General features: G+C 43.9%; 22 protein-coding genes. 7 read left to right on the forward strand and 15 right to left on the reverse strand.

Annotated features, from left to right (window positions below; all coding sequences use genetic code 11):
• Positions 1-237: 237 nt before the first annotated feature.
• Entirely contained in the window at positions 238-2,316 is a 2,079-nt protein-coding gene (locus MsAc7_RS03810; RefSeq protein WP_338103261.1) for a beta-propeller domain-containing protein, read from the reverse strand.
• A gap of 344 nt (positions 2,317-2,660) precedes the next feature.
• Here MsAc7_RS03810 and MsAc7_RS03815 point away from each other — a divergent pair, with 344 nt between their 5' ends.
• Positions 2,661-2,822, forward strand: coding sequence for a hypothetical protein (locus tag MsAc7_RS03815; RefSeq protein WP_338103262.1), 162 nt, complete (start codon positions 2,661-2,663; stop codon positions 2,820-2,822).
• 315 nt (positions 2,823-3,137) lie between these two features.
• Here MsAc7_RS03815 and MsAc7_RS03820 read toward each other — a convergent pair whose 3' ends face one another.
• The 10 genes from MsAc7_RS03820 to MsAc7_RS03865 all read right to left on the reverse strand — a co-directional run bounded on the left by MsAc7_RS03820 (position 3,138) and on the right by MsAc7_RS03865 (position 12,706).
• On the reverse strand, positions 3,138-3,383 hold the full coding sequence (locus MsAc7_RS03820) for a 4Fe-4S dicluster domain-containing protein (RefSeq protein WP_338103263.1): 246 nt from the start codon (positions 3,381-3,383) through the stop codon (positions 3,138-3,140).
• A 64-nt stretch (positions 3,384-3,447) separates the two neighbouring features.
• Positions 3,448-4,188 carry a hypothetical protein gene (locus MsAc7_RS03825; RefSeq protein ID WP_338103264.1) on the reverse strand — a complete coding sequence of 247 codons (741 nt, stop codon included), beginning with the start codon at positions 4,186-4,188 and terminating at the stop codon, positions 3,448-3,450.
• Between the two features lie 271 nt (positions 4,189-4,459).
• Positions 4,460-4,840: a 30S ribosomal protein S8e gene (locus tag MsAc7_RS03830; protein WP_338103265.1), complete on the reverse strand. Its 381-nt coding sequence runs from the start codon at positions 4,838-4,840 to the stop codon at positions 4,460-4,462.
• Between the two features lie 409 nt (positions 4,841-5,249).
• Complete coding sequence (locus MsAc7_RS03835) at positions 5,250-5,867, reverse strand: orotate phosphoribosyltransferase-like protein (protein ID WP_338103266.1); 618 nt, start codon at positions 5,865-5,867, stop codon at positions 5,250-5,252.
• A gap of 162 nt (positions 5,868-6,029) precedes the next feature.
• Positions 6,030-6,623 carry an NOB1 family endonuclease gene (locus MsAc7_RS03840; protein ID WP_338103267.1) on the reverse strand — a complete coding sequence of 198 codons (594 nt, stop codon included), beginning with the start codon at positions 6,621-6,623 and terminating at the stop codon, positions 6,030-6,032.
• A gap of 30 nt (positions 6,624-6,653) precedes the next feature.
• The gene (locus tag MsAc7_RS03845; protein ID WP_338103268.1) at positions 6,654-6,971 is read right to left on the reverse strand and encodes a DUF6951 family protein; all 318 of its coding nucleotides are present in this window, start codon (positions 6,969-6,971) and stop codon (positions 6,654-6,656) included.
• Positions 6,972-7,048: 77 nt separating this feature from the next.
• On the reverse strand, positions 7,049-8,461 hold the full coding sequence (locus MsAc7_RS03850) for a hypothetical protein (protein ID WP_338103269.1): 1,413 nt from the start codon (positions 8,459-8,461) through the stop codon (positions 7,049-7,051).
• A 9-nt stretch (positions 8,462-8,470) separates the two neighbouring features.
• The gene (locus MsAc7_RS03855; RefSeq protein ID WP_338103270.1) at positions 8,471-9,574 is read right to left on the reverse strand and encodes a hypothetical protein; all 1,104 of its coding nucleotides are present in this window, start codon (positions 9,572-9,574) and stop codon (positions 8,471-8,473) included.
• A gap of 220 nt (positions 9,575-9,794) precedes the next feature.
• Positions 9,795-10,649: a ribose-phosphate diphosphokinase gene (locus MsAc7_RS03860; protein WP_338103271.1), complete on the reverse strand. Its 855-nt coding sequence runs from the start codon at positions 10,647-10,649 to the stop codon at positions 9,795-9,797.
• 113 nt (positions 10,650-10,762) lie between these two features.
• Positions 10,763-12,706: an NAD(P)H-hydrate dehydratase gene (locus tag MsAc7_RS03865; protein ID WP_338103272.1), complete on the reverse strand. Its 1,944-nt coding sequence runs from the start codon at positions 12,704-12,706 to the stop codon at positions 10,763-10,765.
• A 291-nt stretch (positions 12,707-12,997) separates the two neighbouring features.
• Between MsAc7_RS03865 and MsAc7_RS03870 the strand changes: the two genes are divergently transcribed.
• The 3 genes from MsAc7_RS03870 to MsAc7_RS03880 all read left to right on the forward strand — a co-directional run bounded on the left by MsAc7_RS03870 (position 12,998) and on the right by MsAc7_RS03880 (position 16,382).
• A complete protein-coding gene (locus MsAc7_RS03870) occupies positions 12,998-14,467 on the forward strand; it encodes a DHH family phosphoesterase (protein ID WP_338103273.1) in 1,470 nt (489 codons plus the stop codon).
• A gap of 131 nt (positions 14,468-14,598) precedes the next feature.
• On the forward strand, positions 14,599-15,867 hold the full coding sequence (locus MsAc7_RS03875) for an Nre family DNA repair protein (protein WP_338103274.1): 1,269 nt from the start codon (positions 14,599-14,601) through the stop codon (positions 15,865-15,867).
• A gap of 251 nt (positions 15,868-16,118) precedes the next feature.
• Complete coding sequence (locus MsAc7_RS03880) at positions 16,119-16,382, forward strand: hypothetical protein (protein WP_338103275.1); 264 nt, start codon at positions 16,119-16,121, stop codon at positions 16,380-16,382.
• A 49-nt stretch (positions 16,383-16,431) separates the two neighbouring features.
• Here the strand turns inward: MsAc7_RS03880 and yciH are convergent, their stop codons facing one another.
• Complete coding sequence (gene yciH, locus MsAc7_RS03885; RefSeq protein WP_338103276.1) at positions 16,432-16,740, reverse strand: stress response translation initiation inhibitor YciH; 309 nt, start codon at positions 16,738-16,740, stop codon at positions 16,432-16,434.
• Positions 16,741-16,915: 175 nt separating this feature from the next.
• Positions 16,916-18,460 (reverse strand): tripartite tricarboxylate transporter permease, encoded by a 1,545-nt coding sequence (locus MsAc7_RS03890; protein WP_338103277.1) that lies wholly within the window; start codon positions 18,458-18,460, stop codon positions 16,916-16,918.
• Positions 18,461-18,611: 151 nt separating this feature from the next.
• Between MsAc7_RS03890 and MsAc7_RS03895 the strand changes: the two genes are divergently transcribed.
• The 3 genes from MsAc7_RS03895 to rpiA all read left to right on the forward strand — a co-directional run bounded on the left by MsAc7_RS03895 (position 18,612) and on the right by rpiA (position 21,982).
• Positions 18,612-19,556 carry a TIGR00269 family protein gene (locus tag MsAc7_RS03895; protein WP_338103278.1) on the forward strand — a complete coding sequence of 315 codons (945 nt, stop codon included), beginning with the start codon at positions 18,612-18,614 and terminating at the stop codon, positions 19,554-19,556.
• A gap of 368 nt (positions 19,557-19,924) precedes the next feature.
• Positions 19,925-21,265 carry an aspartate--tRNA(Asn) ligase gene (aspS, locus tag MsAc7_RS03900; protein ID WP_338103279.1) on the forward strand — a complete coding sequence of 447 codons (1,341 nt, stop codon included), beginning with the start codon at positions 19,925-19,927 and terminating at the stop codon, positions 21,263-21,265.
• 18 nt (positions 21,266-21,283) lie between these two features.
• Entirely contained in the window at positions 21,284-21,982 is a 699-nt protein-coding gene (gene rpiA, locus MsAc7_RS03905; protein WP_338103280.1) for a ribose-5-phosphate isomerase RpiA, read from the forward strand.
• A 167-nt stretch (positions 21,983-22,149) separates the two neighbouring features.
• Here rpiA and MsAc7_RS03910 read toward each other — a convergent pair whose 3' ends face one another.
• Both MsAc7_RS03910 and MsAc7_RS03915 read right to left on the reverse strand, forming a co-directional pair.
• Positions 22,150-22,683, reverse strand: coding sequence for a DUF6575 domain-containing protein (locus MsAc7_RS03910; RefSeq protein ID WP_338103281.1), 534 nt, complete (start codon positions 22,681-22,683; stop codon positions 22,150-22,152).
• Positions 22,680-23,105: a hypothetical protein gene (locus tag MsAc7_RS03915; protein ID WP_338103282.1), complete on the reverse strand. Its 426-nt coding sequence runs from the start codon at positions 23,103-23,105 to the stop codon at positions 22,680-22,682. The genes MsAc7_RS03910 and MsAc7_RS03915 overlap by 4 nt, the downstream gene beginning before the upstream one ends.
• Positions 23,106-23,166: the final 61 nt, after the last annotated feature.

The raw sequence follows: 23,166 nt of genomic DNA on the forward strand, positions 1-23,166 counted from the left end.
AAAAAATAAATAAAATGCGATTTTAAAACCGATTTATTAAAATGAATAAACTGTATCGGTTTTTAACTTAAAAGAACAGGTATCGTTCTAACGCGCGCAACGGCACTCAAAAACAAAAAACAAATAATCAAAAAATTGACACCGAAAAAGAAGGAAGCGACCGGATTATTCCGGCCGGTTCAAACTTGATTTTACTTTTACATTTTATTGCATTTTTCTATCCGACGCATTCACTTTTTAATAATACGACACCGGATGCGGCCTGTACATGTTTTCCGGATAATTTGGCTGCGGGATTGAAATCTTTTTGACCAATTCCCAGGTGTCCTGATTCAGGATGTGAATTTCTTTGTCCGAGAAAGTGTACAGATAGTTGTTGATGTAGACGGACCGGATGACGGTTGCGTTTTTGTGAACATCGTCTTTGACCATGCTGATGTTTCCGTCTTTGATTTCCATGACGTAAGCGTGTTCATAAGTCGGAAGCACAAGCAGGTTTCTGTCAGCGTCCCACATAAAGGCGTGGTGGTCATGGAGGGCGGAAGAATGGCTGTAATTGCTGAACGTATAACTGTCCAATTCTACCGGACTGTTCACATTGGTCACGTCAAAGAGCGTCAATTTCATCTTCCAGTCGTCAGCATAACCGAGCCCAACCACCAAGTTCTCGCTGATCGGGTGAAGATATGTCGAATATCCCGGAAGTTTGAGTTCGCCGAGAACGGACGGGTTTTGGGGGTCGCTCAAGTCAACCACGAAGAACGGGTCGATTTGTTTGTAAGTGACCAAGTAGAGGCGGTCGCCGACATAACGGGCGCTGTAAACGCGTTCTCCTTGCGCGAGACCGGTGACTTGCCCGACGGTTTTCATGTTGCTGTCAAGGACATAGACGCCGTTGGTCTGCTCATCACGAGTCAACCAGCCGCTTCCGACCGTTGTGGCCACGCGGAGGTATCCGTCATATTCGTCGATGGAGAATTGGTCGTTGATTCTTCCCGGAACGGTGCCGGTGGTCACGTCAAAAGTTTCCAAATTGATTTTGGAAATCGTCGTGGTTTCCTTGTCTTTGATCGCATCCATCAAGTAGGCGGAGTAAGCCTTTTGGTAGCTGTTGTAGTAGTTTTCCTGTTCTTCCGACGTCAGTGTTTTTATGTAGCTATAGACGGCTTCCATGACGGCGTTGTATTTAACGGATTCACTCAAATAATCGGTTCCCATCACGCGGTTGATTTGGTTCATCGTTTCTTGCGGGTAATATTCGGAACCGTGCTCTTGAATAAATTGGAGTTCAATCGCGGTTGTGTCCGGATAGAAGTAATTGGTCAAGTACAAGTTGTTTCCGGAAGCGTAGAGTAGGGAGTCGTAAGATCCGATCAAAGCGACCGTGTCGCCAAAGTGTCCGTTTCCAATATCAACGGCGGAGACGAAGTAGGTTGTATCGGTGGACGGGTGGATAATTGAGGGGCCGACCGGATAGTAACAGCGGTTATAATCGATTTTGGCGTCCATGTAAACAATCGGGCCATCACCGTTTAGGTCATATTTCTGAACGACCATGTAGAGTTTCCCGTCAATCATTCTGGAGTCTCTGTAATATCCGTCCAGTTCTTCGTTCCAAACCAATACCGGCTGAGAGGGATCGGAAATGTTGTACGCGGAAAGCGCCTCATTTTTGATGACAATGAGTGTGTCGTTGACCAAATAGAGATCGCCGCCGGCGCCAATGCTTGAAATGATGTCAGCTGTCTCCGGCGGGAGAGCGTCGATGGTAAATGTGGTTTGGAATGTTTCATATTGATAGTAGCTACCGTAAGTGTTATTGATCAGCGTCATGTTGGTCGGATACCAAACCTGCGGCGTGTAATAAATTGTATTGCCGTCGGTTTTGACAATGTCAGCTTCGTCGACGCCTTGGACTTGAACGTTGGTTCCGGAAACGCGGTCAACCGAACCGGCGTCCGTATCATAATACATGTCGTTTGATTTTAAGTCCATAGAAATCGGTGATGGCGACGCCGGCGTTGTATTGTTAGAGACGCTGATGATGCCGGTGTTATTCACTGCTCCCGTTCCTGCCACAGAGCCTTCTTCCATCACCATTCCGGTGCGAACGAACGAATCACGTCCATAATATGAATCGCCGGAAAAGTTTCCGGAGAAGTATGCTTGCATCTGTTTTTCGGAGGTAAACGGAACCATTCCGACCTCGTCGGCCACGCCTGTTTGATTGTTGCCGGACAGGCATCCGCTGATGCCGAGCGAGCAGATCAAAACAAGGCCCAAAATAGCCAATGTTGATAATTTCATGTGTTTCATAAAAGAACCTCTTCATTCTTTTTTTAAATTTCCTCAACTCTTTTTCTCCGTATCGGAACAGGTCTGTTTTTGAGACAGCGTCCGCCGGAGGATGTGATAGGAAAAAGGACACCGTCTTATATATACGTTTATTTGACTTCAAATGCAGTTGAAGCTATCTAAAGATGAAAAAGATGTGAGACTCAAAAGCAGAGCGCCGGTTTGCGGGGCGGAAGGCGGCTGGACGCGCGTTAAGGCGACACATTTTCTTTTTGAGCCAAAAATAATCGGGTCGTTTTATAGAGAAAACAAAAACCACCGATACACTTTTCTTAAAATTCAAGCAAACCACCCCGAATAAACAGATGCGTATCGCATCTGTTTATTCGGATTCCGATGAAATGAATTGGGTACAGCAGCAACAGATGCAAATTGAAAGTAGTAAGCAACAGATGCAATCAGAATCGGAAACAGCAGGTGCAACCAGAGCTGGAAACAGCAGGTGCAATAAAAATCGGGAACTGTAGGTGCAATCAGAACCGGAAACATCAGATCAGCAAGCACAATCCAGTACTGCAAACTGCTAATCGGAATGTGTCTGTCTGTGTAAATCCGCAAAATACAAACGCAAAGCGTTTGATTTTGCGGGGCGGTTTGCTTGGCTCTAAATTGACAGTTCCCAAAGTTTTCAGCGACCGGAGGGAGCCGTTCGCACAGCGAACTTTTTGGAAACAGCCTCCCCCCGCCCTTTGAAAAATTCAGAGCGTAGCGAGGAATTTTTGCGGTAGATTTTGCGGGGCGGCTTTCTCGGTTCGATTAACTTCACCGGATCTATTTTTGGATTAAAATGAACAGCAATCACACGGTTTTGCCGGACGGATAATTCCAATCACGCCGTAAGCGCAGGATCCGGCACACTTTGAACAATTCACCGGACAAAGTTGTGGATCGGTGATTTTCGGGACAAAAAGATTCGGATCGTTATCATCTTGCTTTTGAAAAAGAAGGTGATGCGGACACGCGGAAATACATTTTCCGCAATGTGCGCATTTTTCAAGTTTGAAGAACGGGAACCAATGAATTGCCATGATGCTTTTTTCCGTTTTTTTGTTGACCGGTTCTTTTTATTTATTTATTTGTTTATTTATTTGTTTATTTATTGGCGACAATCGGCGCCGGCGTTGTGCTGTTGTTTGCCGTACTGTTGCCGGCAGCATCAATATTGACAGCGTCGGCGATGCTTCGAATCAAATTGTCATCCGCGACATTTCCATCCACAATAACCAACAGGTTATCTTGCGGCCAGAAGTACATGTAGCGGAAATTTCCGGGCGCCAAAATGTATTTGGAAACTTTGGTCGCATGGTGGCCGTTGATGTCAACAGTTGAAATTCCCTCATCGGATTGGTATCTTTCAATGAACGCTTTTTTGAGTTCTTCGGCGCCGATATTTCCATTGGATTCAAATTCGTAAACCGTCACATACACATTTCCGCCATTTGTGTGTTGATAGGTTCCCTGAAAGCCCGGAAGAGTCCGGTTTTGGAAATATTCATCGGCATCAACCGGACGAAGAGCCATTAAAGAGAATCCGGCCGGAAGCCGGGTGATGTTCGCCATTTCAGAAGTGACAGACCTTTTGTTGACCGGTTCCAAAAACACCAATAGACCGGGGTTTTTCGAGACTTTAACATCATACACGTAAACACATTTTCCACCCGAGGAAGAGTTGGGTGGTGTGTTGGATGGTGTGTTGGACGTTGTATTGACCGGCGCTGTGCCGGTAGAGTTGGAAGACGATGCGGCTATTGCCGGCGCAAGAAGACCGGCAAATGCGGATAAAACAATCATTGCAATGATAAAGTAAGAAACAAACCGTTGAGAGGAACTCATAAATTCACCACAATCACATGATTTTATTTGAATAAAAATATTTCCGAACCATAAAAAAACCAAAACAATGAAAAATGAGAACGTTTTTACTCTGCCGCAAAAATCCGTTGATGCCGATTTAAAACCAAAAAAACAAAATCAAGAATGTGACAACAGAAAAAACAGAAATGAAACAAAGATAAAAAACAGAAGTATACAAAGGAAATGAAAAAACAGAAACAAAACAAAAAGGAGAAAAGAAAAAAATCAAAAGCAATCAATGCTTTTAATTTTATTCATCCAATAAAACAGCGTTGATGACGCCATCTTGTCCCGGGCGGCTTGTGATTTTGACAAGTCCTTTGTCGGTTTTCAGGATGGTTCCTTTGGTCACGATGTTACGCCGGACGTAGTGTTTGTTGGCCGGGTTTCCGGTCACAGTTTGTGCGGTTGCGCGAATGGTTTTTCCGCTTTTTTTGTCCGTCACGTTCACGAATTGTTCACTCAATAATCTGACTTTTCTGTTACCGCCGCGGGTAGCGATGTTTTTGCTCTTGCTCGGACCGATGCGGGTTTCCGCCGGTTCGCGGCCGATTTCAAACTTTCTCTTGCTTCTTCCGGCAATTCTTTTTCCGCCGGTGTATGTTCTCTTGGATGCGCCTTGCCATCTCATGATAAATCCTCTGGAATTTTACAAAATATGTAGATTATATTGTTGTTATAGTTTAGGGATTGAATTTTTCATTTATTGTTTCATTTAATAAGTCCGTTAAATGAAACGATCAAACATGGTTTTTGTGAGAGTTCTAAAACCATGCGATGAGAATAATGAGAATTGATTGAAAATCAAATTCTTCTATCCGCCGTTATGGACATACCATTACGAATAAATCCATATATGAACCTTGCGATGAAAAACCGAATTGATTTACAACAAATTCAAAAAACATAAAACAAAAAATTAACATAAAACAAAAAATTAACATAAAACAAAAAATTAACATAAAACAAAAAATTAACGTGAAAAAAAGAAAGGGAACAGTTTCTGATACTTAAAACTTTTCGAAACTGTTTTTTGGAATTTATCCGAGACGGGTAATCCTCATCATGGAACGGACCGGAACGCCTTCGATTTCCTCAAAACCGACTTTATCGACAAGAACGGCAACGGCAATCGGCTTGCCGCCGGTGGCGCGCAGCTGCGCAATCACATCCGTTATGGTACCGCCGGTGGTGATGACATCATCGACGATGATACAATTCTTGCCGCGGATGTCTGAGAAGTTGCGGGAAAACGTTCCTTTGGCGCCGGTGTCTTCTTTTTGAATTTTTCCTTTCTTGGAATAATAAACGGAAAACTCGGATTCCATTTCATTGGCCATAAAACTGGCCACCGGAACGCCGCTGGAAGAGACACCGATGACGACATCAATGTATTCTTTTTGTTTGGCAGCTTCGATCATCACCATATCGCAAAGAATTTGAGCCGTGCAACGGAGACGGGTTGCGTTTTGACCGAGATTGCTCCAGTTAACGGACACATCCTTCGGAATGATTCCGTCGGCGGCCGGCTTTTTATTGGTCAACAGCCAGACAACGGTTTCGGTTGAAATGTTTAATTCATCCGCGATTTGGCCGGTTGTCATGCCGCTTTTTTGCAATTCATCCGCTTTTTGAGATAACTCTTCAATATTTTTCATATTCCTTTCTCCGGAATTTTATAAAATGAAAATGATGATGATTCAATGACGTCAACATTTATGTATTTATCTTCCTTCCGCTTATTCATTTCACGTCCATGACTTCATTGCCCGGCATCATTCATTACAATCTTTATCGCCTTTTAATCTTTATCGCATTCCTCATTCTGCATCATATTCCTCGTCATATTCACCGGTTTTACAATTGGATGCAAATATCGACATTGAACTTTCAGGTCCGGATTCTTTGGAAATCGGTTTCTTTTTCAACCTCTTCTTCATTCGTTTTCGAAGCGGCGACCCGCAAATCGGACACTCGTCTCCGTCTTTGAAATATTTGAAACAGCCGGTGCATTGCTTTTGCCAAACGATATTGTCTTTAATGATTCGCTGCGCGACCGGCAAGACCGCGATATCAAGCCGGACAGCAACGTTTTGAACGGCGAAGTCGTCGGTCAAAAGAATGGCTTGCTCCCGGTATTCGAGTGCCTTTGCCAAAATTTCCAGATCTGTTTTTGACAATTCGTTAATGTCGCGCGTCTGCTCCGCATGCTTTTTAATTTCGGTCAAAAAAATAGAATCAACCGCCTCAATCCGGAGCCCTTCGGCTTTAGCGATGTCAAACCTTAAAAGAGCGTCAGCGCTCCGGATTTCAGATTCAACGCTCGGAATGGAAATCATTTTGGAATACGGGATGTTGCAGTTCCCCATAATGAAAACGGCGGAATCGGCGATGTAGAGTGAATGGAGAGTCATTTTATTCAATATTTACAATATTTATTATTTTTACTCAATATATTCAATGTCCATGTGGCCCATTTTTTTAACCAAACTTTTGGAAATCATGCCGTTTTCCATCCAAACGGTATTCATGACCAACGTTGGGACAAAGCAAGTCGGCGTCAATGTACAAGCTTTTCTTTTTTCGTCCAGCGTTTTGTTTTGAATGTCCATGATGTCTTCCATGGGAATCGAAAAATCAGTCCCCCACTTCTTAATTTTCGGACATGTCGTTTCAATGACGACGTGTGTTTCCATGCCTTTTGCTTCCGCAGTCACCGTATTTGTGTGCCCGCAAATCGTTGCCATTTTCAATGTTGCCATTTTTTGACCTTCTTTTTGATTAATACATTATGATGACGATGAATTGACATCAAATTGAATAGATTGAATAATTAACTTTAAACCATAAATTTCTTATCAATATTTTTAAACTCGATTTTTCCATGCTCATTTTCTTGCCTTAAGGCCTCTAAATTCTTCTTTTCGCCTCTCAGAATTTGAAGATTTTTAACGAATTCCAAATCCTCTTCGTCGGACTCACTATGTTCAGATGTGACCGGCGTTCCCGATTGGACTGCCGGTTGAATCACGGGTTGAGCTGCCGATTGAATCGCCGGTTGAACTGCCGATTGAACTGCCGCCTGAGCCACCGCTTTCCCGGCAACCGACTGTTTTTCGCCGTAGTTCGTATCCTCTTTTACAGATTTCGTTTCCGGAACTTGCTTTTCAACTGTTTTCGGGTTCACCGTTTGCTGACCGGCTTGCGCGGTTCCGGCTTTTGAACTGCCGGCTTTCGATTTATCTTCTTTTTGTTGAGTCACCGGCGGTTTATCCGGCCGCTTCTCGCCTGTTTGCGCGATCTTTTCTTGGAGTTTTTGATTTTCCTGTTTTATCTTTTCGTTTCGTTCAAAAAGCCATTTTTCATAAGCATGAGCACGTTCTTCGTCTTCCTTTTTCTTTTGAACGCGTTGTTTAAGATTTGCGTCAGCTTCCTGGTTTTTCATTTCCCGATTGGACAGCCACATTTCATAAGCTTGCGCCTTTCTCTTCGCTGCCACTTTCTTTTGAATTTCCGCATCTTTCTGCCGGTTCATTAAATCGCGCTCTGCCGCCCACTTATCATACCGTTCTGCCCGTTCGGCTTTCTTTTTCTTCTCCAAAACGGACTTTTTAAGTTCAGCGTCACACTTTTGATTTTTTGCTTCCCGCTCGGCCAGCCACGCGTCATACTTTTCCGCAAGTCCGGCGTTCTTTTGTTTTTCGGAGACGGATTTTTTCAATTCAGCGTCACATTTTTGAATCTTTTGTTCCCTCTGTGCCAACCAAATACCGTATTTTTCAGCATTTCGAGCGTTTCGTTCGGCAATTTTTTCCATTTTCTGCCGTTCACAGACGGATTTTTTCAGCTCGGCTTCAGCAACCAGATTTTTCAGTTCCCGTTCCGCCAGCCATTTGTCATACTTTTCCGCTTGCACCGCTTTCTTTTGCTTCTCGCAAATGGATTTTTTCAGTTCAGCGTCGCACTTTTGATTTGTCAGTTCCCGCTGTACCAGCCAGACCTCATACCGTTCAGCCAACAGCGCCTTTTTTTGTTTCTCACAAACAGACTTTTTGAGCTCTTCATCTTCTTTTTGAATTTTTGAATTTCGCTCAACCAACCAAACGTCGTACTTTTCGGCATTTCGAGCGTTTCGCTCATCCATTTTTTCTTTATTCTGTCGTTTCACAACAGATTCTTTCAGTTCAACGTCAGCCGCCAGAATTCTCTTTTCCCGTTCCGCCAGCCACTGGTCATACTTCTCCGCATGCACTGCTTTCTTCTACTTCTCACAAACCGATTTTTTCAGTTCAGCGTCACACTTTTGATTTTTCAGTTCCCGCTGTGCGAACCACTTGTCGTATTTTTCAGCCTGTGCCGCTTTCCTTTGCTTCTCACAGACGCACCTTTTCAGTTCAGCCTCTTCTTTTTGGATTCTCTCTTCACGTTCTAAAATCCAAATACTGTAAGCTATTGCCCTCTTTTTGGCAACAATTTTCCGATTTAAGTCATCGTTTTCTTGTCGGATTTTTTGTTCCCGTTCAGCCAACCATTTCTCGTATTTTTCTGCCTGCGCCACTTTCTTTTGCTTTTCAAAAACGCATTTTTTAAGTTCAGCATCACACTTTTGATTGTTCAGCTCCCGCTGCGCCAGCCATTCGTCATACTGAGCCGCCCGCTTTTTTGCATCTTCTGCTTTTCTTTTTTCTTCAGCCGCTTTTAACTCTTCCGCATAGATTCTTTCGGCCGCTTCCCGAGCTTTGATTTCTTCCGCAATTCTTTGCTGTTCAGCCGCTTTTTTCTCTTCGGCAAGCTTTCTTTCCTCAGCTTTTCTCCGCTCTTCCGCTTGCCTCTTTTCCTCTGCCGCTCTTTTTTCTTCAGCCGCTCGTTTCTCTTCAGCCGCTCGTTTCTCTTCAGCAACTTTTTTCTCATCAGCGGCCTGCTTCTCTTCGGCGGCCTTTCTTTCAGCTGCTTCTTTTTCTTCCGAGTCAGCTTCATTCTTATCTTTTACAAAAGCTTCCGGCCAACCCTTTTTGCCGGCGGATTTTCCATCTCGCTTCGCAGACTCAGCAATCGCTTTTTGAATTCTGTCCCGCCACTCTTTGTTTTCGGCATAGTTATCTTCAACCGGCTCTCGGATATCGGTATAAGCCCCTTTGGGACGCGACGGCTCGTCCGCGCCCGGCCAAACTTTCTGAGGCGCTGCCCGGCTGGAATCGGCATCCGGCCAAGATGTTTTAGAATTTGTTTTGCCTTTGGAATTGGAATCGTCGCGGGAAATAACAAAAAAGCGTTCCAGATTTTGCGGCGGTTCCGGCTGTTCATTGTGGCGTTCCGAGTCTTTAACTTCGGTTTTTTTGGCGGAAAAAATCTTTGAAATTGACATATGAGAAAATACTTTTAGAGAAATATAAAAGTTGCTGATAAAAAGATTCAAAAAAACGGCGGAGTATAATTATTTTAATAATTTGAAACAAATAAAAATAAATTCGTCGGACGGCCAAAAAAATTAAAACAAAAAAATTAAAACAAAAAAATTAAGACAAAAAATAAAAAAATAAAAAAATAAAATTTTTGACTCATTTAAGTCAACATTTTAAAAAAGATCAAACCTTTCTTAATTCATCGGCAATAATCGGCGCGACACTGACTTGGCTTTGAATTTTTTCAAGCGTATCCGTGGCGATGATATCTTTGACACCGGCATTGGCAAGCCTTAAAACGGCGTTTCGAGTCAAAACCGGATGAACGCAGGCGACATAAATATCTCCGGCGCCGTTTGACCGCAAAAGTTTCACCGATTCGGCCATTGTCCCGCCGGTGGCGATCATATCATCCATAAGAATGATGTCACGGCCGACGATATCCATTTTTTTGTCTTGAATGACAACAGTATCACCGCTAAGACGCGTTTTATCAAAAACATCGCATTCCAAATCCAACCCTTGCGCCATTTTGCGAACCATTTGTTCAACACCTTTGTCCGGAGCAACCAGCAGAGGACGGGTGAGATGTAATTCAGAGAGATATTTCCCGATCAGCGGGGATGCGTCCAAATCTTTCGCCGGACAATTGAAATGGTCAAGCGTGTGTTTTTTATGAATATTGACGGTCCAAACCGATTCGACCCCTTGAATTGTTTTGGCCATGGCGCGCGCGCTGACGGCTTCTCCGGCTTTGAAAATTTGATCCTGGCGGGCATATCCGAAATAGGGAATCACAACACGAATAGATTTTGCCGCGCCGCACGCGTCAATCAGCTGGAGAAGCGCAATCAAATCGGAATCCGTTGTCGTGCTTTGAATGATAACGATATCGTCGCCGGCAACATCATCCAGAATCTTAACGTAATGCTCATTGTCCGGAAAACGTTCAAAATTCGTAACGGTTGGAAGGATATTCAGTTGAGCCGCAACGCGGCAGGCAAGCGCTTGGGAGGACGGACCGCCGATAATTTTCAATGTAAAACCTCTTTTGGATATAATCTAAACATAGTCATCGTAAAATAAGAAAGAACGATTCTAAAAACGGTATACTGAACTGAATCATCTCATAAAAGCTTTTTCTTAAAAAATCATTTTATTTTCTTCATAATTTCCATAAGTTTACTTTTCCGGCCGTCGTCCGGTTCCGAAACGCTATTTTTCGATTTTTTGGATTCGTCCGAATTGTCTTTCCGGCCGGCAGATTCTTTGTTCAAACTTTCGTTCTTTTTTTCCTTTTTGCTTTCCTTTTGACCGTTTTTCACTTTCTTTTTAGTCTTCCTTTCGGTTTTCGTCTCAATTTTCTTTTTGGTTTTCCCTTCTTTATTCTTAGATTTTTCGTTTCCGGCATTCTTTCGTTTTTGTCTCTTGGCGTCGTAGAAACAAAAAACATCGGCAATTTCATCAATGACGTCGGTCGCAAGCAACGAATTTCCAAATTCGGAAAAAGCCGAATCTCCGGCGCACCCGCAAATAAATGCGCCGCATCCGGCCGACTCAAACGCATTATTCTTTGAAAACAGTCCGCCGACGATTCCCGACAAAACGTCCCCGGTTCCGCCGACCGACATGGCCGGGTTTCCGGTGACATTTCTCCGAAGATGGTGCCCGTTCGCAATCAGATCCTCAGGTCCTTTTAAAAGGAGCGTCACGCCAAGTTCCGAACAAACATCAATCGCCGTATTCTCCAAATCGGATTCGGCCTTTTCGGGATCGATTTTCAAAAACGAAAAAATCCTTATGAATTCGCCGCGGTGAGGCGTCAAAATGAGATCATATTCCCGTTCTTTCTGACGATTCAACGTTTGAACCGCGTCCATGATTTCCGGTTGCAGCGCGTCCGCGTCCAAAACGACCTTTCGGCAAAGCGGCAACAACTTCAAAACAGCGGCAACCGTTTGAGGGTCGGTACCGATTCCGGGACCCATGATGACGGAGTCATGCGCCGCAATCAATTCCGACAAAAACGGAATGTCAGCGTCGCATACCGCATTTCCGGATAATTTTTTGACAATCAAATTGGGAGAATAAGAAGCAACCGCTTCATAAGCACCGGCCGGCACGGCAACGGTCACAATATCCGCCCCGGTTCTCAATGCCGCCATTCCCGAAAGCGCCGGAGCGCCTGTGTAGGGTCCGCCACCGATAACCAATACTTTTCCACTGTCGCCTTTGTGGCTTTTTGCATTCCGGACATACAAATTTCCCAAATCGCCCGGCCCGAAATAATCTTCAGCCGGCGACGGAATACCGATCGGCTGGACGATGACATTGCCGGAAAACAAAACGGCGTCCGCTGTTTCCAAATAAGTTTTCATTTTATGAAAAGTCACTGTTGCATCGGCGATAACGATTGTTTTTTCATCGGAAATACCCAACCCGGCGAGGGAGTCCATTCCGGACGGAATGTCCACCGAAAGCACAAAAATATTCGGGGTTTCAGCTTTTTGCAGATTGATTATTTCAATCGCCTTCTTTTCAAGTCCGTGAACCGTTCCCGAAAATCCGGTTCCGAAAATGCCGTCGACAATAACTCTTAACGCATCGTTTTTCTTGACAAAAGTCTCATAGAAATCTTCCAACTCGGATTCGGATTTTATTTCAAAAAGCCGAACCTGTTTCTCTTTTTTAAGAAGCGCGTAATTTTGAGCGGATTCCTTGGTTTTGATTTGAGATTCGTCGCCCAGTAAAACAACAGCCGACGAAATACTTCTTCCGGCCAAATGACGAGCGGCGACAAAAGTGTCTCCGCCATTATTTCCAAGACCCGCGAAAAACAAGACCGGAACTTGAGAGGCCGGATCGGAAACGAAATTAAAACCGGAATCAGAGACAAAATTTGAATCGACCGGCGTGGCATTTGATAATTTTGATTTTTTCGAATTTAATTTTGATTTTTGAGCCAAACCGGCAAAAATGACTTCCGAAACGCCCGCGCCCGCGTTTTCCATCAATTGCGACGGATTCATTCCCCAAAATGCGGCGTTTTGATCAATGGCTTTCATTTCGGATGCGGTGATCGCTTCTCGTAACATTTACTTTCGCCCCTGTCTGAAATCAAATCAAAAGAATATTGAATCGTAAAATATTCATTACTTGACCGAAGATATATTTGAATTCTCTTTTTAAAATAATAAATTTTAGGACAAAAATGACAATGATTCCGAAAAAGTCTCAAAAAAAATCCGTTTTCAACAAAAAAAGAATAATTGAATAAATGGATTTAAATAGAAGACGGCAAAATTTAGGTATCACATTTATTGATTTTGATTTATATAAAGTGAGTCTGATATTCTATTCAAAATTTACAGGAAAGGTGAGTTACGATGGCTCAAGCTCCGAAAAACGTTGAAAGTGTTAAAAAACCAAAGCCGAACTATTTAATTTTGGGCGGCGGCATTATTGGTTTTGCGGTCGCGAAAGATCTGCGGAAAAATGATAAAGAGATTACCATTATTGATTTAGATAAAACCCGCGTTGAAACGCTTCGTCAAGAAGGATTTAACGCGCTTTTGTACGACATTTCCGACCCCGAACTCGTCAATGTGATTGATTTTAAAAATTTGATTTGTATTGCGGCGCTCAGCTCAAACGATAATGCCAACACCAAGGCGATTTCCAATTTCAAGCCGCTGATTCCCGAAAACGTGCGGGTTGTCGCGCGCGCGTCCGACGGTCTTAAAAGAGAAGAAATGATTGCGGCCGGCGCGAACTATGTGTTTATCCCGCCCAAAATCGTCTCGGGAACCATTACCGAATATTTGGACATGATGGAAACGAAACACACCGGAAACCGTTTGGCATCTTGGCTTGACGACCACCGCGGCATGAAACTCGGCATTGTTCTTCACGACAATCCCGACCCGGACGCGATTTCCAGCGGTTTTGCGCTCATGGAAATTACCAAAAAATACGACATCAACGCCGAAATTTTGTATGACGGAAAAATCGGCCACCATGAAAATAAAGCGTTTATCAATCTTCTCGACATTCAAATGGTTAAAATTACAGGTCCGGAAAGCTTTGACAAATACGACAAATTAGCTATGATCGACTGTTCGGTCCCGGGCGTCAACAATTCCGTTCCGGCCGGAAAGAATATCGGAATCATCATTGATCACCACCCCCACGGTGAAACGGAACCGAATGCTGAATTTTCGGATATCCGGACAAATGTCGGGTCTTCCGCAACGATTTTGACAAAATATCTCCAGCAGATGGACATTACCGTTTCTAAAGAGCTCGCTGCCGCCCTTCTCTACGGTATTCGTACCGATACCAACGATTTCCGCCGCAACACAACATCGGCCGACTTTGCCGCCGCCTCGTTCCTCCACCCGCTTTCGGACCACGACCTTTTGACGCAGGTGGAAACGCCGTCCATGTCCGTGGAAACGCTGGATGTTTTGGGAGAAGCCATCCGCAACCGTGAAGTGGTCAGCACCTGCCTTTTGTCCAATGTCGGAACGATTCGCAACCGTGACGCACTTCCGCAAGCTGCGGATTACTTGCTGACGATGGAAGGCATTTCGACGACGGTTATTTTCGGAATTATGGAGGACAGCATTTACGTATCAGCTCGAAACGACGACATCCGCGTCCATTTGGGCGACGTCATGCGCCAAGCGTTTGGTGAAAACGCGGGCGGACATCCAACAGCGGCCGGCGCGAAAATCCCGCTTGGTGTTTTCAGTTCCGCCAAAGACAAGCATACGCTTCAAAAATTGGTAGAAGAGTCCGTCGTCAAGCGGTTTTTGACAGCGATGGGCTTGGAAAACGAAGATGACGATGAATAAAAAGTCATCGTTCATTTTTTATTTTGACGGACTTGTGCCGCATTACTTTCACCCGGCTTTCTTTTGAGTTTTATGATTTGATACGCATTTCGTTTTGATTTCACACCGTTGACGATTTCATTTCGGGTTTTATGATGGCTGAAGGAACATGTGTTCAATGTAAAGGAAAAGGTCTTTGCGGGCGACCCTTTTGTCCGATTTTGGAGCGTTTTAAAAGCAACGCGAAAGTGGCCAAATCCATCGGGAACACGACCAGTGTTTTTGGTCCGTCGCCGCCATCCGTTTTTGTCGGCAGTTACAACTACCCGAGTTTATCGACCGGTCCTTTAATTCCGCCGTCTTTGGATTTGCCGGAACTGGAAATCAGCGAGGCGTCCGCCGTCCTTCGGGAAAAAATCAATAAAAATCCCGGTTTTTTGGAAGATTCGCGGCAGTGGCATGATCTTCGGATGCAGGACGTGATTGCCATGCGGACCGCGCTTGTTCGCGCCAACACGACATTTAAGCCGGCCGACGCCAAAACCGACAACCCGCTTTTGATGAAAGCGCAGGAGTTGGCGCTGTCGGCGCGTCCGGTAGATACGGAAGCGTGGTTTAAAAAGCCGGTTGTCGCCGATTTGAAGTTTGACAGCATGATGATGCCGATGGGACCGTCGGGTCAAGTCAAAGATTTTCAAATCACGGAAAACCCGAAAGTTCCAAATGCCGTTGACCGGATTGTTTATGATACGGACGCGCTTTCAAAGGACGCGATTCTTGAGCTTTACTCCGGAAACATTTCCAGTGAACAAATTACAAGATTGATGTCCATCGGCCTTCTCGGCCGCGACCGGCGGCTGGTTCCGACGCGCTGGTCGATTACGGCTGTTGACGACACCTCCGGAAAAGAACTCATCCGGCGCATTAAGGATTATCCGCACGTTCGGGAAATCACGCTTTTGTCCGGCGAAATTTTCGGCAACCGTTTTGAGATTATGCTTCTTCCCGGCAGTTTTTCGTTTGAAATCCTGGAAATTTGGATGTCACAGTCGGTTTGGAACGGCGGCGGCACATACATTGCGCAGGACCACGAGGACTTTTACGGCAAAAAAGAATATTCGAACCTGACCGGCGGTTATTACGCGGCACGGCTGTCCATTCTGGAATATTTGGAATCCATCAAGCGCCAAGCGTTCATTTTCGCCGTCCGTGAAATCAATCAAAACTATTGGGCGCCGCTTGGCGTTTGGGTCGTCCGGGAAGCTGCCAGAGCTGCTGTTCAGAACAAAGTTGTTTTTGAAACAAAAGAAGAAGCGCTGGCGGATATGGAAAAACGGATTATCACGCCAAGAACGCAATGGGAAGCGGCAACAAAATTGCTTCACAACCGAGCGGTTCAGATGCGGTTGGATTCGTTCTGATTTTTGTTTTCTGTTTTTCTGTTAGAGGGCGGCCTGCGCGCGCGTTACGGCGACACATTTTCTTTTGGATTTCAAAAACATGGGGTGATTTTTTGAAAAATCGGACAAAGCAAGGGACTGCTTTTTGAAGAAATCAAGCAAACCAAATGACCGCTTTTTGAGAAAATCAAGCAAACCACCCCGAAAAATCAAACGCTTTGCGTTTGATTTTCTCGGATTTCGATGAAAGATAGCAGAATTGGAAGCAGCAGATGCAAATGGAAAATAGAAAACGGAAGATGCAAACGGAAAATAGAAAACGGAAGATGCAAACGGAAAATAGAAAACGGAAGATGCAAACGGAAAATAGAAAACGGAAGATGCAAACGGAAAATAGAAAACGGAAGATGCAAATGGAAAATAGAAAACGGAAGATGCAAACGGAAAATAGAAAACGGAAGATGCAAACGGAAAATAGAAAACGGAAGATGCAAACGGAAAATAGAAAACAGAAGATGCAAGCGGAAAATAAATAACGGAAGAACAATTAAAAGAAAAAGAATGAAATGAAAGATTAATTGAAAATTAATCTTTGATTTGGTCCGCGCTGAAACCGCGTTGCATCAGCACGTCTTTCATGCGCCCGATATGGTTTCCTTGAAGTTCAATCGTACTGTCACGGATTGTTCCGCCGCACGCGAATTTCGACTTTAAATATGTTGCAAGATCATGAATGTCAATTTCACTGGGGTCAAGGCCTTCTACAATGGTGACTTCTTTACCATATCTTCGCCGGTTCACCTTAACGGTAATGCGTTGCTGCTCTTTTGCAACTTCCTCGCAAATACACAATTCTTCAGGCAAACCGCAAACCGGACACATTCCTGCACTCATTTTTCAGTAAATCCTCCCTCTTTCGGGTATTTTCTAATGATGACTTTTGTCGATTAATTTAATATTTTTCTGGTTTTATTTTTAAGCGTTACATTGGAATGATATCAATAATTCCGATAGAATCATTAGCCAACTTGATATTAAAGTTTAATGGTGTTTCTTTCCCCCGATTTACTTACCGGAATCCGAAAAAATAAAGCATGACCGGAAACAAAATAACGCCCATTAAATTTGATTTTTTCACTTTCAAAACAATCGGTAAAAACCCGATGAATGTTGCCGCAACAAAAACAATCACGCCGTAAAATCCGGTGAATAAAAACACCAAAACAAAAAGAAAGACCATCACCGTCAAAGAAATTTTTCGATAATTGATTTTTTTCAAAAACCCGGTCGCAACATTTCCGGCGCGAATCGTGGAGAAGTAAGACAAAAAACCGGTGAGGAGAATGGTGATGTAAAACAAAAAGAAAAGTTCTAAATTGCCGGCCGCAAACACATTGCTGTCAATCGAAATCCCCGCGGCGTTTAAAATTTGATTCATGGAAACAACGGCGCCGCTTCGGGTCTTTCCGATAATGAACAACGCCAAAAGACCGAAAATGGCGTTGGCTGTACTGATCGCGGAAACCGTCACAATAAATTCTTTCGCGTCGTTTTCTTCTTCATTTTTGGAATCAATGTACGCGTTTCTTTCAAAAGAGTCAAGAGCCTCCGGTCCGCCGTCATCCGACCGATTGCTATCGGATTCATTGTCATCGGATTCATTGCCATCGGATTCATTGCCATCAGATTCATTACCATCAGATTCATTGCCACCTGATTTTATATCGACCAATTCATTTTTTCCGGTATTCCGACTCTTTTTGCCGATGAAAAATCCGGAAATAATCGCCGCAACAGACGACGAAACACCGGGAATCCAAGCCACCAGCGCCCCGGTGACCGTCCCGTTAAAAACACCTTTGATAAACTTGTTTTGCGGAAATGTCTCCACTGAATTTTTCGAATCGGGAATCACGGATTCTGTCAAAAAACTGACAATCATTTGCGAAGCTCCGAAAAGTCCGGACAAAAGCGGCATTAAAACAGAGGCGCCCGAATTTGAAAGAAACGATACAGGAGATAAAAGAATACCCGTATCTTCAAAACGAAATGCGATGACTCCGAGAAATCCGGCCGCCAAAAAAACAAAGAGAGCCGCAACTTTTTTTTGAAAGGAATATTCGGTCGCAACCATCAGAATTATCACAAAAAACAGAACAAACCCCATGTACGGCTGCAAGTACGGGTACGCGGCATAAAAAAAGGCCGCCGTCGGAATCATGATGACAAGAGACGCTAAAACGGCGCCGGCGCTTCCCATCGCCGATAAACGAACGGCGGCCGGTCCTTTTCCATCCAGCAAAAGACGGTGGCCGGGCAAAACCAAAAGCGCCGTATCTTCTCCCGGAGCTCCTAAAAAGATTGCCGGGATAATGTTGTGAAACGTATGAGAAACGGCGCACGACAAAATGATGATAGAAACCGTGACCGGCGAAAGCCCGAACACATAAAGAACCGGGGCCGCGCTTGCCAAAAGAACGGCAAAATTGTTGACATGAATTCCGGGAACCATTCCCGAAAAAAAACCGAAAACCCAGCCGAAAATCACACACAACAGCAAGCAGAATATCGGGAAAAAGATGGAAAACAAATCAGAAAAAACACCGGGAATCATAAATCCGAAAATATTAAGTTTAGATATAAATTATTTGAAATTTTCAAAATCATAAAGTTTAAATGTGAAAACGGCGGTAAATTTTAAAATCCGAATCTGCCAACCAACCGGCTGCCCGTTCAAAAACTCAAAAAAAGAACAAAGATTAACCATGACCATCAAATGCAAAAAATGCAGTACGCCGTCTATCATTTATCAGCCGTATTCCGGCCTTCACCTTTGTGAAAAACATTTCTATGAGGATTTGGAACGCAAAGCCAAACTGACGCTTCGCCAGCGCTATCCGATTAAGAAAAATGATGTGATTGCCGTCGCGCTCAGCGGCGGAAAAGACAGCTCGGTCGCTCTTCTTTTGATGCACAAAATATTCGGAAACCGTCCGGACATTCGGATTGTCGCGATTACGATTGATGAAGGCATTGCCGGCTACCGGAATGAATCCATCGCGCGCGCCAAAGAACTCACCGCCCGTCTCGGCATCGAACATATCGTCAAATCATTCCGGGAAGAATACGGAAAAACAATGGACGACATCACATCGGAAAAAAAGCTGATGGAAAACCATTTCGGGGACGAGAAAAAAGAACTTGGCGCCTGCAGTTATTGCGGCGTCCTTCGTAAAAAGATCTTAAATGTCGTTGCCCGCGACATCGGCGCAACAAAATTAGTCATCGGTCACAATTTGGACGACGAAGCGCAAACCGTGATGCTGAATCATTTCCGGGGCGATGTCGAACGAATGGTCCGTTTTTCAGCGGCAAACGAACTCGACGGATTTATCGTACGGGTAAAACCGCTTCGGAAAATCCCCGAAAAAGAAATCGCGCTTTATGCTTACCTTCACGACTTGCCGATGGAACTGACATCCTGCCCGCACTCATTTGGCGCCCTTCGAAAAGAAGTCCGCCGCATGCTCAACGGTTTTGAAGTCAACCATCCGGGAACGAAATACTCCCTGGTCCGCGGTTTTGATAATATGGTGCCGCTGCTGGCTGCCGGGCTTGAAGTGTCAGATATCCGCAACTGTGAAATTTGCGGAGAGCCGTGCAACGATTCAATTTGCCAGGCCTGCAAAATGCTTGAAAAAAGTATTTAATTCTGCAAAAAAGTATTTTTAAATCGCAAAAATGTAAAGGTAAGCCAGCGCCAATAGAATAAACAACAGCAGAATATGCTGAAATTTCACAAAGTTAATCAGGCTGTAATATTGCTCCATTTCCATTTTTTATTCATCTCATTTTATTTTTGAATGGAAAGCATTCATTTTATTTATATTTACCATATTTCTGAATTTCCAAACAACTGAATCATGACATTTATCGAATCATTAATTTACCGAATCATTACATTTAATTAATTGAATTCACTTGTATCCATTCATTTAAAATCAATTTAAAAGTTAATTTTAGACTTGGTTTGACAGAATTTTGATTCATGAATGATTTCTTTTATTCAGGTGGCATTATGTCTTTACAAAATCTCAGAACACATTTTGTTTCAGAAATTAACCCGGCAACCGATGACGGAAAAGCCGTTGTTCTCTCCGGCTGGGTTCACGAAATCCGCGACCTTGGCGGTATTTGTTTCGTCGTTTTACGTGACCGCTCCGGCCGCGCTCAAATCACAATGGTCAAGAAAAAAACAGACGCTGAGCTCTTGGATACCGCCAAGCGCCAATCCCGCGAATCGGTCATTTCCGTAACCGGTATTGTCAAGGCTGAGCCGAAAGCGCCGAACGGTTATGAGATTATTCCGTCCACGATTACCTTAATCAACGAATCGGCATCCCCGCTCCCAATGGACACCACCGGAAAAGTGGACGCCGAGCTGGACACGCGCCTGGACAATCGCTTTATCGATCTTCGGCGTGAAGAATCAACCGCTATCTTTTTAATCCGCAACCAAGTGCAGAAATCCATCCGTGAATTTTTGTATGAAAACAAGTTTATGGAAACGTCAACTCCAAAAATCGTGGCGGCCGCAACGGAAGGTGGAACAGACCTGTTCCCGATCAGCTATTTTGACCGGGAAGCATTCCTCAACCAAAGCCCGCAACTTTTTAAACAAATGCTGATGGCGTCCGGATTCGACCGTGTTTTTGAAATCGGACCGATTTTCAGAGCGGAAGAGCACGACACCCGCAAACACCTCAACGAAGCCACATCTATTGACATTGAAATGAGTTTTGCCGACCATGAAGATGTCATGGAAATTTTGGAAAAAATGATTGTTCGCGTTTATGAAGATGTTTCCGAAAAATGTTCAAAAAGCCTTGAAATTTTGGGCGTGACCCTCAAAATCCCCAAACTGCCGTTTAAAAAATATACGTATGAGAACGTTTTGGACATCATCAACAACGAAATTCCGGAAATTGAAACAAAAATGCAATTTGGAGACGATATCGGAACACAAGCCGAGCACCTCTTCGGGGAATATGTGTTCAACAAAACCGGCGAATCTCATTATTTCATTACCGCTTGGCCGACCAAAACCAAGCCGTTTTACGCGATGCCGAACGCAGACCGCCCTGAAATTTCCAACAGTTTTGACATGATGCACCGCACCATGGAACTTTCTTCCGGCGCTCAGCGCGCGCACCTTTACGATGTGCTGTGCAACCAAATCCGTTCCAAAGGACTCAATGTCGACAGCTTTGAATTCTATCTCAAACCGTTCCAGTTCGGTATGCCGCCACATGGCGGATTTGGTGTCGGCTGCGAACGATTGGTCATGACCATGCTTGAACTTGACAACGTTCGTGAAGCAGTTTTGTTCCCGCGGGACAGAAAAAGACTTTCCCCATAATGCAGACAGGTGTTTTTTATGTCGGACAGAAATCAAACTCAAGAATCACCGGAAAAAAAAGCCGCCGGCATTTATGCCGCGTCTCTTGTCAAAAGCGGAGACAAAGTCGGTCTGGGGACCGGGTCCACCGTCGCTTATACAATTAAAGAACTCGGCCGCCGTATTCGGGAAGAAAAACTCAATGTTGTCGGCGTCGTGACATCATATCAATCGGAAGCCATCGCCATTGAAGCCGGCGTGCCGCTGACAACGCTCGCGCAAATGCCTGAGCTGACGATTGCCATTGACGGCGCAGACCAGTTTGACAAAAACTTGATGGCCATCAAAGGCGGCGGCGCCGCGCATACGCGCGAGAAAATAGTGTCGATGTCCGCCAAACGTTTTGTGGTGGTATCCGACCCGAAAAAGAAAGCCGACGTTTTATCCGTCCCGGTGCCGGTTGAAGTGATGCCGTTTGGAAAAGAACTGGCTGTCCGGCAATTAAAAGAACTCGGCGGAAAACTGGTTTTACGCGCCGCCGCCAAAAAAGACGGTCCGGTTATTACTGACAACGGCAACTTTGTGATCGATTGCGATTTTGGAGAAATCCAAAATCCGAAAGAATTGGCTGCCCGAATTTCACAAATCCCGGGCGTCGTCGAACACGGCCTTTTCATGAATGTCGATGAAGTCGTTATCGGAAAAAGTGACGGAAGCATTGAAATTTTGAAAAAATAAAATAAAAGAGAGATGAATAAGTTTCCTCATTTATTTTCTCTTTTTCTCATTTTTGTTTATTTTCCTTATTTTATTCAATTTATTATTTTTATTTTTTCAATTTAGTTTTATTTTTCTCACCATTTTCTCATATTTCATCTTATTATTATTAACCCGGAAAATCACAATTATCTCCGATTTGACTTTTGTTTTTTCTCATTTTTTGACTTTCGATACGCAACCGGATTCTCAGCAACAATCGCCGGAGTTTCTTTTCCATCAGGAGATGGATAAACATTATGTTTTCCTTTGCATCTTTGCAATTCGGAAATATACTCTTTAATGTATTCCGTCTTTATTTCAAAGAAAGCGCCTTTCTGCGGTAAATCTTCGTCCGAAATTTCATGGATTTGAACCAAATTGATGATATCATTTCGGAAATCTTCGCCCTCCTTAATTTTAAAAGCCACGGATTTCGGCGACTGTTTGAAAGCGTCATACATGGTGATTTTGTTACAGAGCATTTGAAGAAGAAGCTCTTCTGTTGTTTCAACCGCCAAATATTCATAGGGCGGCTTATAGGAATCCGTACAAACACACAAATACAAACCATTCTGTTCTCCTTTACAGACAAACAGCAAAGGCGGGACATCAATTTCAACCAAAACTTTTTCCAAATATAAATATCCGATTTTTGGAAGAGAGAAGTAAATATTTTTCATGTGAACACCTCGAATTCAAAAGACGGATCGGCTTGTTCAAATAACCACCAATCAACATGACTGTCGGACATCAAACATGGGCCGTAAGAGTCGGTGACAAATCCTTGGATTATTTTTCGCGACGGCCCGGGCAACCGCATAACTGTCTTTAATATTTCCAAGTCCTGAAAGAGAGAACAACTGTAATGGGAAATATTGTTCTCATCCACGTTTCCCCCGCGCCTTTCTTCTTTTAAAATTTCAACTTTTGATTTAAAATCGCTGCGGTGAACCGACATTTCATTTCCATGCTCTCTCTTAATAACACGGTACGCTAAAATCGGCTCATATCTAAATTGAACATCATCCCCGAATGTGACGGTCCGTTCAATAAGCGCGCCCTTTAAAATTGAAGGAAATCTCAAATAGTAATTTTCATCCATCGTCTGCCTCCGAATTTATCTTAATTCATGAAACGGACTTCCAAAATAAATAACTTTTTAT

It is taken from the genome of Methanolapillus millepedarum (assembly GCF_032594115.1).
GTDB classification, from domain to species: domain Archaea; phylum Halobacteriota; class Methanosarcinia; order Methanosarcinales; family Methanosarcinaceae; genus Methanolapillus; species Methanolapillus millepedarum.

What these genes read in the sequence shown, in the direction of transcription:
- MsAc7_RS03810 (WP_338103261.1), bottom strand. Translation starts at nt 2,316, where the DNA reads ATGAAACACATGAAATTATCAACATTGGCTATTTTGGGCCTTGTTTTG.
- MsAc7_RS03815 (WP_338103262.1), top strand. Translation starts at nt 2,661, where the DNA reads ATGCGTATCGCATCTGTTTATTCGGATTCCGATGAAATGAATTGGGTA.
- MsAc7_RS03820 (WP_338103263.1), bottom strand. Translation starts at nt 3,383, where the DNA reads ATGGCAATTCATTGGTTCCCGTTCTTCAAACTTGAAAAATGCGCACAT.
- MsAc7_RS03825 (WP_338103264.1), bottom strand. Translation starts at nt 4,188, where the DNA reads ATGAGTTCCTCTCAACGGTTTGTTTCTTACTTTATCATTGCAATGATT.
- MsAc7_RS03830 (WP_338103265.1), bottom strand. Translation starts at nt 4,840, where the DNA reads ATGAGATGGCAAGGCGCATCCAAGAGAACATACACCGGCGGAAAAAGA.
- MsAc7_RS03835 (WP_338103266.1), bottom strand. Translation starts at nt 5,867, where the DNA reads ATGAAAAATATTGAAGAGTTATCTCAAAAAGCGGATGAATTGCAAAAA.
- MsAc7_RS03840 (WP_338103267.1), bottom strand. Translation starts at nt 6,623, where the DNA reads ATGACTCTCCATTCACTCTACATCGCCGATTCCGCCGTTTTCATTATG.
- MsAc7_RS03845 (WP_338103268.1), bottom strand. Translation starts at nt 6,971, where the DNA reads ATGGCAACATTGAAAATGGCAACGATTTGCGGGCACACAAATACGGTG.
- MsAc7_RS03855 (WP_338103270.1), bottom strand. Translation starts at nt 9,574, where the DNA reads ATGTCAATTTCAAAGATTTTTTCCGCCAAAAAAACCGAAGTTAAAGAC.
- MsAc7_RS03865 (WP_338103272.1), bottom strand. Translation starts at nt 12,706, where the DNA reads ATGTTACGAGAAGCGATCACCGCATCCGAAATGAAAGCCATTGATCAA.
- MsAc7_RS03870 (WP_338103273.1), top strand. Translation starts at nt 12,998, where the DNA reads ATGGCTCAAGCTCCGAAAAACGTTGAAAGTGTTAAAAAACCAAAGCCG.
- MsAc7_RS03875 (WP_338103274.1), top strand. Translation starts at nt 14,599, where the DNA reads ATGATGGCTGAAGGAACATGTGTTCAATGTAAAGGAAAAGGTCTTTGC.
- MsAc7_RS03880 (WP_338103275.1), top strand. Translation starts at nt 16,119, where the DNA reads ATGCAAATGGAAAATAGAAAACGGAAGATGCAAACGGAAAATAGAAAA.
- yciH (WP_338103276.1), bottom strand. Translation starts at nt 16,740, where the DNA reads ATGAGTGCAGGAATGTGTCCGGTTTGCGGTTTGCCTGAAGAATTGTGT.
- MsAc7_RS03890 (WP_338103277.1), bottom strand. Translation starts at nt 18,460, where the DNA reads ATGATTCCCGGTGTTTTTTCTGATTTGTTTTCCATCTTTTTCCCGATA.
- MsAc7_RS03895 (WP_338103278.1), top strand. Translation starts at nt 18,612, where the DNA reads ATGACCATCAAATGCAAAAAATGCAGTACGCCGTCTATCATTTATCAG.
- aspS (WP_338103279.1), top strand. Translation starts at nt 19,925, where the DNA reads ATGTCTTTACAAAATCTCAGAACACATTTTGTTTCAGAAATTAACCCG.
- rpiA (WP_338103280.1), top strand. Translation starts at nt 21,284, where the DNA reads ATGTCGGACAGAAATCAAACTCAAGAATCACCGGAAAAAAAAGCCGCC.
- MsAc7_RS03910 (WP_338103281.1), bottom strand. Translation starts at nt 22,683, where the DNA reads ATGAAAAATATTTACTTCTCTCTTCCAAAAATCGGATATTTATATTTG.
- MsAc7_RS03915 (WP_338103282.1), bottom strand. Translation starts at nt 23,105, where the DNA reads ATGGATGAAAATTACTATTTGAGATTTCCTTCAATTTTAAAGGGCGCG.